General features: G+C 37.7%; 10 protein-coding genes. All 10 read right to left on the reverse strand.

Annotated elements, in window-relative coordinates:
* Window positions 1-19: 19 nt before the first annotated feature.
* Complete coding sequence (locus bhn_RS12095) at window positions 20-1,822, reverse strand: SGNH/GDSL hydrolase family protein (protein ID WP_071176931.1); 1,803 nt, start codon at window positions 1,820-1,822, stop codon at window positions 20-22.
* 128 nt (window positions 1,823-1,950) lie between these two features.
* The gene (locus tag bhn_RS12100; protein WP_071176932.1) at window positions 1,951-2,997 is read right to left on the reverse strand and encodes an FkbM family methyltransferase; all 1,047 of its coding nucleotides are present in this window, start codon (window positions 2,995-2,997) and stop codon (window positions 1,951-1,953) included.
* A 36-nt stretch (window positions 2,998-3,033) separates the two neighbouring features.
* Window positions 3,034-4,092 (reverse strand): FkbM family methyltransferase, encoded by a 1,059-nt coding sequence (locus tag bhn_RS12105; protein WP_071176933.1) that lies wholly within the window; start codon window positions 4,090-4,092, stop codon window positions 3,034-3,036.
* Window positions 4,093-4,236: 144 nt separating this feature from the next.
* Window positions 4,237-5,271 carry a Yae1 family protein gene (locus bhn_RS12110; RefSeq protein ID WP_071176934.1) on the reverse strand — a complete coding sequence of 345 codons (1,035 nt, stop codon included), beginning with the start codon at window positions 5,269-5,271 and terminating at the stop codon, window positions 4,237-4,239.
* 231 nt (window positions 5,272-5,502) lie between these two features.
* A complete protein-coding gene (locus bhn_RS12115; RefSeq protein ID WP_071176935.1) occupies window positions 5,503-7,089 on the reverse strand; it encodes a 2-C-methyl-D-erythritol 4-phosphate cytidylyltransferase in 1,587 nt (528 codons plus the stop codon).
* Window positions 7,086-8,339, reverse strand: coding sequence for a CDP-glycerol glycerophosphotransferase family protein (locus tag bhn_RS12120; RefSeq protein ID WP_071176936.1), 1,254 nt, complete (start codon window positions 8,337-8,339; stop codon window positions 7,086-7,088). Before bhn_RS12120 ends, bhn_RS12115 begins: the two co-directional genes overlap by 4 nt.
* On the reverse strand, window positions 8,339-9,097 hold the full coding sequence (locus tag bhn_RS12125; RefSeq protein WP_071176937.1) for a glycerophosphodiester phosphodiesterase family protein: 759 nt from the start codon (window positions 9,095-9,097) through the stop codon (window positions 8,339-8,341). The genes bhn_RS12120 and bhn_RS12125 overlap by 1 nt, the downstream gene beginning before the upstream one ends.
* A gap of 32 nt (window positions 9,098-9,129) precedes the next feature.
* The gene (locus bhn_RS12130; RefSeq protein WP_071176938.1) at window positions 9,130-10,119 is read right to left on the reverse strand and encodes a Gfo/Idh/MocA family protein; all 990 of its coding nucleotides are present in this window, start codon (window positions 10,117-10,119) and stop codon (window positions 9,130-9,132) included.
* Window positions 10,120-10,147: 28 nt separating this feature from the next.
* Window positions 10,148-11,500, reverse strand: a complete 1,353-nt coding sequence (locus bhn_RS12135; RefSeq protein ID WP_071176939.1) for a Gfo/Idh/MocA family oxidoreductase — start codon at window positions 11,498-11,500, stop codon at window positions 10,148-10,150.
* 22 nt (window positions 11,501-11,522) lie between these two features.
* On the reverse strand, window positions 11,523-12,500 hold the full coding sequence (locus tag bhn_RS12140; protein WP_071176940.1) for a class I SAM-dependent methyltransferase: 978 nt from the start codon (window positions 12,498-12,500) through the stop codon (window positions 11,523-11,525).
* Window positions 12,501-12,509: the final 9 nt, after the last annotated feature.

Raw genomic sequence — 12,509 nt, forward strand, 5'->3', positions numbered from 1 at the left:
TTCTCCCCAATATATTTTCTCATTTTATTTCAGGAATACATCTGAGAATCTCTTTGGCTATAATCTTATTGCCTAATTCATTTAAGTGCATATAATCGACATAAAGCGTTTCACTTACATTATCAAATACATTTTTCAAACAAAAGATGTTATTGAATCTTTCATTTAATTCATCTCTCGTAAATCCACTATACAAACTGTCCATACCCTCTTGACGCATCTTCCAATTAAATTCAGAACTCACACATCTCATTCTTTTTTCTTTTTTGCTCATTTCTTTTTTTGTTCCTAACCATGGCTGTATAAAGAAAAAAGGTTTAATATTAAATTCTTTTGCTATCGCATTCATCATCCTCACATGAGTAAACCATCGGTCATACCAGTCTTTCTCAATCTCAACACCATTCGTAATTATGCTTTCAAGTTTTGATGCTCCTTGTCCCCACTCAATATCAATAGTTCCCTCTTTGGCAAAATACTCTTTCGCATGGTTGAACACCATTTCAGAATACTCTGCTCTAAATTCATTACATTTATCATATACAGCGTTATTGATACCATCGTAAACAATAAGATAATCTGGCTTTAATGAAACAACATCACGAATCAGCTTTAATAATTCTTGTGATGAATTATAAGAAATACATCCCCCATTAAGCACAGCAACATCATTTCCAATTTCATTTTTGAGTATCAGAGGCCAACTGCTAAATTCATATAGTCCTCCATCTGTAGTTGACCCTCCTAGGGTCACTATTTTAGTTGATGCCTTAGCATAATCACCAATTTCATAGAATCCAGGATATTTATAATCAGTAACAAAGCTGTGCCCCAAAAATATATCCATAACGTTTTTTCTTCTGTAGTAACTATCCACTTTAACAGTATCATCCAAAATTATATAATTGTTATTCCGTACAAAATTTAGATTAACAATTTTATTTAACGGAATATCTTTTTTACGTGGAAATACTATAAGTGCATCCGGATAATACAAACATTCCTCAATTTGCATAACCTCTTCATCTTCATCCCCATTTTCACCAATCAATCCTATTACTTTATAATCCAATAATTCAAAAAAATTCTTTATCCTTTTCGAAAGGTTACTTACTCCATAAATTATAAGTTCCTTGCCTTCTATAAAGCTCACTGCATCATAGGATAATTTATCTAATGTAACATGCTGCTCCGTACCATCCAAATAATTAAATATACTATATCGGTTAGCAGAATCAGCGATAAAGAAATCCCCACAATAAAAAATATTCTTTTCACCCACTATTGATTTAATATTTGAATATATTTCGTCACAATAAGCTATTGAAGATATTACTATTGAGCAATCATCTTTATTCATATCCAAGTATGATCTTGGCAATACATCAAAATTTTTAACTTTTTTTCTAGTCATATAAGAATCAACAACTTGAAAACCAGTAATTTCATTATTCAGGAAAAAGTCTATAACCCTCTCCCCGACATTACCAGCTCCATAGATAATCACATTGCTCGCATCAATTTTTCTATTTAAAATGAAGGCACTTTGTTCTTTACCTTCCTGATACTCTTTAGCAAAAAAATTACAAATTATTACATCTGATTCACCTATGTCTTCCTTTCGTACTATCCTTTTGTTGCATATTATTTCACCAAACAATTCATCTGACAGAAACCCCTCTACATAAACCTCGAAACATGTCAGTAACGAAAATATTCTCAATGCATTTTCATTCACATCATTAATAAAGATTTTTTTTCCTAATAGATATGGGTTTATTTCAAATAGTTGTCTTTCTAGATCAAATCTGATTGACTCCATAGGTACATCCTCCCCTTACAGCACTCGTTGATGATTCAAGTAATAATCTAAATATTCTTTTTTTCAAATAACTATCGACTAAGAGTGTTTTCACAGAATCTTGTATTAACGATAACTACTTTTGTTTCTCAACGCGATTTACACAAATTTACCGCATTTAAAATTCCAATCGTTTCACTTTTCTTATATCCAAATATGGCAAATCCGCTATCAATAAGATACTTTTCCAAATTCTTGCTTCCCTTATAATGCCACTCAACCATAACAGCATCGAACAACTGTAATAAACCTTGTTCAAACAAATCGCCCATTATTTCATATTCCGCGCCTTCACAATCTAACTTTAGAATATAGGAAAGGCCTTTATTGGCATTCATTATCGCTTGAATTTCTTCAGAACTCTTCTTAATCTTAATGCAAGTACAATATGAGTCATCCTGCATCTCTACTCCAAGCTGATTTTGAAATAAGTCAGTTATCTCATATACTGACGACATTGAGGTGGAAAAATTTCTAAAATAATTGATTTTTTCATCTCTTGTGTCAGCACCAAGCCCGTAGTTCATACACTCTATAATGCATTTGCTGTTTGCATAATCTCGTATGTTGCTTAAACCAAAGTTATATGTTTCTCTAAAAGGTTCCCATGAATACACTTTTTTAACATTTGTTTTGTATGAAAAGTAAATTACAGAATCACCTGTATTCATACCCACATCAAAAACAATGTATTTTGCTTCCTTGAATAAAGAAAAATAATAGACCTCATTTTTAAATACATCTATGAATCCCCAGTATTCCTCAATATTGCTTATACGAGATTTATGACCGTTATATTCAAGCAAAAAACTATTTTCTACATCAGGATAGACTTTTATATCGCTCTGCAATAAAGGTGTGTCATTAGCTGCATAGATAATCTTGCCGTGAGAATATCCTAAATCTTCTAATTCTTTGGAAATTTCAAGGAATAGTTTTATTTCAACTACACATACCACAACTTTTTTATTTCGATTGATGTCATCTGATGGTTTTTTAATTGGGACTCCTTCAATTTTTCCACGTCTATTCTTATCTATATATCCAGCCACTTTATATTTTTGGTGTAAGAAATCTCTATTACTCTCAAAAAATTGTCCTAATCCATAAAGATACACTTCTTCGGTTGATTTCATACCATTCTCCCTTTTTCTTTACAAAAGCCTCTTTTTTTAGATTGCGTAAACCAATGTTTCATTTTCGCCAAATGAATAATGCCTCATCCATAGCTTATAATCTGGATTAATCTGTAATATTAACTTTGGAAGTTTGACTATGTCTTCGGGTTTATGATAAATAGAGATTGCTAATTTAGGTTTCTTAATTCCTATCGTCTTTTGGCAACCAAGCAAAGCCTTATATTCTGCGCCTTCTATATCCATCTTTATAAAAGTAGGTCTAAGGTCACACATATTATCAATAGTATCCACCGATATTTCTGCATTTCCCACATCACTTATATTTGAAGCAGAAGTACCATTCATCATAAATTTCAAGACAGTTGCTTTGTCCCACATTCCCTTTTCAATAATCTTATAATCAATTTTCCCAGTGAGCCTTTCATTTATCTTCTTTATATTATCCCCATCAGGTTCCCAAATGTAAGAAAATGCCTTTCTATCAGCCATATTTATATCAACACCTATACTAGTATTAAACCAGTTATAAAAATCCAAAGATGTACTACCATCAAAGCCGCCACCATCAACGAAAAATTCTTCATGCAATTGGTGCTCTTTTAGTGCAGGAAGGTCAAAATATTGCTTATGGTTTAATCGAGAATACTCTAAACCCACATTGATTATTCGTTCCGTTGGAATTCCTCGTTCTAATAATTGCTGAATTATTTCTTCATGAGCAAATTTGCTACAAACATAAATATCCGTCTCACTTTTGCTTTCAATATATTCTTCAAGAGAAACTACAGGAATTCCAAGATAATTTCCCACTTTGTTGTTATCAATAAAACAGCTTATTCGGTCATGAAAGATACTTTCTATCTGCTTTCCCACTGCTCCAGCTCCAAATATCGCAATCTTCTCAGACTGCTGTATCCTTCCAACAAGAGCCTTACCTTCATCAAATGAACAAACAATATTTTTGATATATCTATAATCAGAAGTCTCGCTAAAAAGGATTCTGTCACTGAATATTTTTTTGCTTAAATCATCTTGTAGCTTGTTACGTATTAAATCTATATCTTCTTTAGCAAATGTCATCATATTTCCCATAACAAAAACCTCCCATGTAAGACAACTACATACCTTACATCGGGAGGTTTACTTTACTTTTTTAGCATATAATGTATAATTACCTAGAAAGAAACGGGTTTGTTACCGTAAGGCTATTACTGAAGCGGGGTGCTCGTTTCTTTTTTATTTGCTTTCTTCTAATTTGACGCCATATTTAACGGCATATTCACGGGCTTCATCTTCTGTAAGCTCAAATCGTTTGATCAACTTACCGATAATCTGATCTACTGGCACATTATCCTCAATCTTATCCTCAATGAACGCTTTGATGCCTTCTTGGATGCCTTCTTTTAAACCTTTTTGGATTCCTTCCTTGATGCCTTCTTCTTTTCCTTCATCGTAGATTCTGAAGCCTGGTAAATCGAGTACTTTTCCACCCATGACATCACCTACTTTCTTTTGGACATTTTCCTGCTTTGTTGTAAGCTTATATGCAACGCTATGTGTTAGCCTTATGATAGCATCGTAAGATGCTGATGACAAGCTACCTGTGGCAAGTTCATTATCCAGTCGATCAAATATTTCCTCATAGTTTTTTAAGAGTTCATCAATCTGATCCATATCCTGATTCATCTCGGGTAGCTTTTTCTCAAAGTTAAAAATGTAGAATGGAATCAACATAAAAAGTTTTTCTTCAAAGATCTTATCTATGCTATAATCCGACATTTTTAGCATTGGTATATCATAGGATACCTCTTTTCCATTTGGCATTACCAGTTCAATAATCCCTGTTTCTGGAGCCTCCTTTGAGAATCTGAGTAATAAGAGCCCGGAATTTGGAAATCGGAACCTCACTTTGTGCACGTTCATTTCGTAAGCATTCTTAGCAATCTGCGTATCATACTCAAATATTCTTACCAGCATTGATTTGCTATAAACCTTACTCTCGCATTCAAGATGATATCTCTTGGTTATATCCTTGTAAGTAATCTCAAAACTAGAATCTGTGATGCGTTTTTCCTCTGAACCATCTTCATGTTCAACAAACTGCTCATTCCTAAGCCTTTTCACTACGGCACTTTTGCCATATTTTTCTCTGAACATATGGGACACTAGCGGTATTAACAGATCATCGCACCTTCCTTCCATTGTTCTGAAAGCGTCATCATATGCGGATTCAGAATACAATGGATTATCTTTTTTCTTTACTTCATCCATACTTTTTCCTCCTACGTATGTTTAATACATCTCATGCATAGGCAAGAAAAATAGAATATTACCAAGAAACTCAGAAAATAAATAATTAGATAAATGAAATCATCAAATATATATCTTAGTCATGGGAATAGTCTGGCGAATGCCACGAACACTATACATGAAACACCCATGTAAGATATCATATCTATCTCCTAATGTAAAGTATGCAGTTGTCAAGGTACTCTTTTCCTATCAGATCATCTTCTTCGCTATCTCAATAAGTTTCAGATCAAGGTGTGTCTCATCCGGCAGCTCATTTTCAAAAGTACTGTTAAAGGTGCAGTAAGCCATATCGATGATGAACATCTTGATGAGCCTGTCTCTATCTACAAATCTAGAAAAGCTATCCAGTAAGAGTTTGAATCTTGCTTCATAGCCAAAGGCTGGGTGATTTCGCACGTCATTACGAATAAACCGTACACATTCAAGTTCGATAGGAGCCAACATTCCCGAAGGATCAATTCCCCAGAATCTATTGCCATCATCTAATATGTTCAGCTCATGAAGATCTCCATGGAGCACGTATCTCTTGGCATCGCCAAAGGCATCTTTATACATATCAATTGCTTCATTGAGGACTGCCCTGACCTCCTCTTTGCAATATGGCACAGTATCTATGTTTGCAAGTTTTTCATCCAGCTCCAGGCCATACTCTGGAATGAACTCAAGCTTCATATCATCACTATAAATAACGGCATCTTTAACTACATTTGTGAACATCTCGGTAAGCTTGATGTTCTCGTCAAAGCTTGCGTACTTGGCAGGTCTGACTTCACTTAGGAGCATTACTCTTTTTGACTCATCGAAATCTATAAGGCTACACATATATGACTTTGGAAGGAGCCTCATGGCCTCAAGTTCACGCTCATATCTTCCCACAAATTCAGGAATAAACTTGATTATCACATGGCCATGCTTCTTGGAATCTGCCTGTAATACCAGTCCATATCTTGAAATCTGGTTTGGTAAAAAAGATGTTATATCCCATTTAGCAATAAGCTCAGGAAGACATGCATAGATTCCGTCAATCCATCGCATGGTCTTTTCAGGCTCTTTTCTTAAAAAGAATGACTTAATACCTTCTGTTATAAGGATGTTCTTATCAAAGTATGCAATATTGCTCTTTTTATTGATCTTTCCAATATTTGTAAGGGCAAACTCTGCATAGGCCAGTTCAAAATCATATGTAAGCTTCAGGTTATTTTTGAAATCATAGTTGTAATATCTTTTTGAGCCCTTTGGAAGCATTCCTGCTGTTTCCTGATAAGGGAAATCCACGTCAAAGTTATTCCACAAAAGGTCAAACTTAAAACCTTCCGGAGACTGGGTTATGATGTACTCTTCTCTATCAAGGTTATTATCGTGAATATCTGTAAAGCCACCAGTGATCTTCTGGGAGGTTATAACAGCATCGTACTTATCAAGCTTATCAAAATAATCATCAATAAGCTGTCCATAGAGAAATGGTGCAACAGCATCTACTACCACGATCTTTTCGCAGGCGTAGCTATCATGGATAAGTTTCATACCATTATAAAGAGACTCCATCCTGGTCTGCCCGTTTTCAGCTATGTCACAGTCCATCTGAGCAAGCTTTTCTGAATAGCCTTCCCACTGCTTGTCCATTACAACCACGACGCGGTCTGTCTTTTCAGATTCACTGACAGCATCAAGCACATAGTCTATGACTGGCTTACCAGCTATTAAGTTGTATTGCTTGGGAATTGAAGCTCCAAACCTTGCTCCAACGCCTCCTGACATTACTATCACGATATTCATGGTCTTTTCAGGTATTCCTCTATTCTTTCTACAGCTCTTTTGCTGGCCTTTCCATCAAATACAAGCTCCACAGCCTTTTCAAAATCTTCAAGTTTCTGAAGATACTCTTTTTCATCAAAGGCCATTATCTTGCGTTCAAACTCATCATTATCCTTTGAAATAGAAAATGGTAAAACGACATCCAAGTTAGGTGTCATCTCTTTTTTGTTAGTCACAACCGCATCCGTATCAGCTGAGATATTCCAGATCATTCCACCTCTATCTCTTAAATATCTTTCTATATCATCAGCGTACAAAAATACTGGTACATGCATAAGACTAGTGTCTATGGCAGTCGTAGAATAATCAGAAACGCAGGCATCCACAGCAGCCATGATCTCATATAGATCTTCTACTTTTGTTGCATCAATGAGCCTATTTCCAAGTCTTTCGTCCTTATACTCACCTGCTGTCTCTGCAAGCTGTGGATGAAGCCTCAGGCAGAGAACCCAGTTTCCGCCAAATTTCTTTTCAAAATTCTTTAAAAGCCTCTCAAAGTCAAGAGTCCACTGATTTTCAAATACAGATCTTTTCCCAGCTTTGTTACCCTCTCTAAAGGTTGGAGCAAAAAGAACTATCTTAGTATCAGGGGCTAGATTATGTTCCTTTCTAAACTTTTCCCTGTAAAAGCTCTTATCTCCATGCAAAATATCTACTCTTGGATCACCGGTTCTTAAGTAATTACCGTAATAGATCATTCCATCGGGGCACATCTCTGCGCACCATTCTGAATCGATCAGCATATCATCGATCATATCAGAGTCATTTTTGATAACTCTGTAGGCCATCTCTGAAAGTCCATCACCACGCCACAAGCCAATACATTTAAATCCTATCATGCCGTGAGTGGTATTCATGTAATACTGGCCTTTTCTTTTTACTGTTCCATAAGGCTTTCTGTAGTTGTCAATCCACACCTTCGCAGTAGTAAGATAATATGCTCTGCTAAGTAATGAGTTGCTCTTCTCTATCACATAGTCAGGAAATTTCTTGCCTGTTTTATTGACTAGCCAGATGATCTCCAGTTCAGGATGCTGCTCATGAAGCTCTTTGACTATGTACTTAGGATTATCATTAAATCCGCTTCTTCCTTCAAAAGAGCACACAACAACTCTGTTTTTCTTTATTGGAAATAACCTGCAGGCATAAAAGCACAAACTATTCCCAAAAGCCTTTATTCTTCTGTATAGTACGTAGGTTTTCTCGTTCATTATCGCAAATACTTATCCGGCTCATTCAAGATGAGATCCGTTGCTCCTTTTTCTGCATACTTGTTCACATCCAGCTTGCCGCCAGTTGGAAGCTCAGGATAAAGATGTCCGCCAAACCAGGCTCTTACATCGCGGCCTTTAAATTTCTCAGCTGGGATATCCATGTAAATTCCCCCTGGGTGAAGGGCTATGCTGCCATTTGGTACATCTCTCCACATGGACTCAAGGCCAATAGCTTTATATAAACAATTGGAAACAGAAGCATCCAAAACGCCAAGCTTTGCAGTAGGCTCAAGGGCATGGATATTTACCAGTGACTCAGCCCAGAAGCTGGAATATACGATATTGTCCTTAACGCCCATCTCATCAACAAGAGTCACGATCTTTTCTTCGATTCCAGGATAGTTGAAGACACTGGTCTTGAGCTCGATGTTGATCATAAAGCCATCGTTTTTCATTCTTGGTAAAAGAAGTTCTATAACCTCTTTCATTGTTGGAATGCGCTCTGTATCTGCGCCTCTTCCAGCAAAAATGTGGAGCTGTTTAAGTTCCTTTAATGTATAGTCTCTGACATAGCCAAAGCCATCAGTAGTTCTATCAACCTTCTCATCGTGAATGACCACGATCTCGCCATCCCTTGTAAGCTGAATATCCAGTTCAACTCCTGTAAGATTTTTGACGTTCATAGCCTTTTCAAATGCAAGTAATGTATTTTCTGGATATAACTGGCTACAACCTCTATGAGCCCAAATTTTCATGGTAAAAAACCTCCATTCTTCTCAAATCTGTATCAATGTTCTCTACCGCTCAAAAACTTCTCAAACACTCTCGCTCTAGCGACCGCCTCATCTCTCTGACTATTAGCCACCTCACCGCAACTTACTCTGCGTTCAAACTCAGTAAACTCGTATCTGAGTCCATCTCCTAGAAATTCGCATTCATACTTATCAATCTTTGTAGGATCTTCATACCTAACTTCAAAATACTTTGTAAGCCACCAAGGTGATGGCACCAAGACATATCCCTTTGTGCCAGATATCAGTAACTGTCCTTCACTTTTAGCGGTGAGCCCAGTCTTGGCAGTTCCGATTTTCCTGATAACACTGATTCCATCATCTCTTCCGGTGCCTTTAGACTTATCCTCATACGCAAACACTACCTTGCTATATCCATCCACTCCCGACTCAGCAGGAATGCTCATAAATCTAACATCACTGTAATCAGTTCCCAGAAATCTCATTACCGGCAATAAGCAATATGTTCCAAACTCAGTAAAAGAACCTCCAAACTCAGTATCGTCAAACTCTCTGCCATGAGGCTCAGATAGTCTAGTAAAAGCCACCTCAACATCAACAACTTCCCCGATAACGCCGCTTTCAAGAACTTCGCAGATTTTCTTAAACCCTGGAGCAAATTCCGTCTTAACTGCTTCCATCAGCACAAGCTTTTTATCAAAGGCCATATCAAACAGCTCTTTTGCTTCATCCTTAGAAAAGCACATGGGCTTCTCGCAGATAACATGCTTGCCAAAGCCAAGCATCTGTCTTACGTAAGAGGCATGACTCCCATGAGGAGCTGCCACATATACCGCGTCAATAGCGTCCGCAAATTCAGCGATGTCTGAAAATGCCTTAGCATTCATGCCATTATCTTCTATGAACTTTTCAGCATGGTCCAGATTGGGATTTAACACCGCAGTAACATCAATACCATCTACAAAAGACAGCTCTTTTACCGTACGCTTTGCAATCCTCCCTGTACCTATGATCCCTAATCTCATAAACTACCGTCCCGTTTACAGCAAAGTCTTAGAATCCCTGCTGTTTTCTTCTGGTATCCATAAACCTTTCAACAACCTTGGCCATAGCAATTGATTCTTCAGCTGTAAGCTTAAAGTCATGGCCACCGGTACCATTTATCTTGGTCAAAAACTCTGCTATCTCATATCTAAAGCCGTCGTTACCCACAAATCCAGCTTCATAGTGGTCCACCTTACCAGGGTCCTCATATCTCACATCAAAGCTTCTGATAAGCCACCATGGCGACTGAGCCAGTATATATCCTTTGGTTCCTGCTATTACCAGCTGACCTTCTGACTTAACACCAGCACCAGTCTTGGAGGTAGCAAGGCCATGTTTATACTTAAACTCAACCTTGGTAAAAACATCTATTCCGTTATCTCCAAGGATAGAATCAATCTTGAACTCCTCGTAATCAAGGCCCATGAGCTTAAAGATTGGAAGCAGGGTATAACTTCCATACTCCATAAACGCTCCGCCATACCTGGCATCTGACATCTCACGGGATGCTGGATCACCGATTCTGGTAAAGCAGGCCTCTATATCACAGATATCACCTATTGTTCCGTTTTTGGCAACTGTCAGAAGCTGCTGGAATCCAGGAAGATACGCTGCTCTGATTCCTTCCATCAGGACTACCTGTTTTTCTTTTGCAAGAGCATATAGCTCAACCGCCTCGTCGTAGGTAAATGTCATAGGCTTCTCACACAGAACGTGCTTGCCTGCATCAAGTGCTGTTCTGACATACTCCGCGTGAGTTTCATTAGGTGACGCCACATAGATAGCATCTACGCTATCAAGAAAGCTCTCATAATCGTCGCAATATCCATTTATGGTGCAGACCTGCATAAACTCGCTCAGATTCTCAAAATCCGGATTATAAGCTGACACCGCCTCTACACCAGAAACGTAATTGATCTCTGAATAGAAACGTCTGGCAACTCTTCCAGTACCCACTATTCCAAGTTTGGTAAGCTTCTTCCTATCCTCTCTTAAAAAAGATGAAGATATATTAGGGGTCCTTTCAAGATAAACAACGTTGCAATACTGCTTTAAATAATCAAACTTACCAGTCCAGTCAGAGCCTAGCACAAAAGTATCGATGTCATACTTCTGAATATCTTCTATCTTCTGCCCTTCATGGTCTTCAACAATGATCTCGTCTGCAAAGCCAGTCTTTCTGACGTTTTCTATTCTAGTCATGATAGGGTCAACTAGATTAAGCTTTCCCCTCTGACGGTCAAAATGTTCAGTTGTAACACCCACTATAAGGTAATCTCCAAGCGCCTTTGCGCGCTCCAAGATCTTATAATGACCTTCATGAAACAGGTCAAAAGAGCCATAGGTTATGATCTTTTTCATAATCAGATTCCCCTCTTAACAATCACGTCCACTTTATAACACCAAGCCCCATCCATTTATCAGGAAACTTCGAAAACTCGATTATCTCTTTATCTTTATTTAACTCTTTTAATTCTCTCCAGCCGCGGACCGTTCCGCCGTCAAGCTCATCATATTCATGTCCAAAAACATCGTGAAATACAGTCATCTTAGTTGCGTACTGTCCTACATTTCTGTAGTCCTCCATAACTGCGCCGTAGGAGTGATCCGCATCAATGAAGCAATAATCATACTCCTGTCCTATAAAATCAGCAGAAGTGCTAGGTATTCTCTTACGAATAGCAGGTATCAGCTTAGAGATCTCATCGTAATTAACCAGCCCATCCTCGATATCTACCATTTCATACACAAGATCTGGATTATTTCTGTACAAAAGAGCTGCCATCACATAGGAGCTGCTGCCTTTGTATACTCCAACTTCAATAGCCTTCTGGCATTCGAGCTTACTTAGATACAAGCAAAAATCCACAAACTCATCTGGAACCTGCAATATTCCGCAGGTACTGTATCTGACTCCTGTCTGAGGCTTTTTTACCAGCTTAAAGAATGGGAAAAAGCCGTATTCACCAAGCTTATTAAAAAGCCACTCTCTATCTGCAATCTGGCTATCTGAAGCCTCAAGTAGGTCCTTAATGACCTTAACCTGATCAGAAAGGATCTTACTATTTCTATCTCCAATAAGACTTCCAAGGTCGCCTAACACCTCTTTTTCAATAGGTATCCCAAATTTTTCCAGCTCAGCCCTTACTTCTGCTTCATCCACACCAAAATAAACCACCATATCGTGAGGCTGATTAAACGCGCCTTCCACAGAGCTTCTGCGTCCAAATATCTCTTCTTCTGAAGGAATAAACTTAACCTCTGCGACAACTTCTACATCTCCATCAGCTGTAAGTGAAAAAAGCTCCCTCTGGCTATCGTAGTCACTATATGAAAGTCCCCATGTTATTATCCGCTTCATATAACCCCT

The sequence above is a fragment of the Butyrivibrio hungatei genome, from assembly GCF_001858005.1.
Taxonomy (GTDB): Bacteria; Bacillota; Clostridia; order Lachnospirales; family Lachnospiraceae; genus Butyrivibrio; species Butyrivibrio hungatei.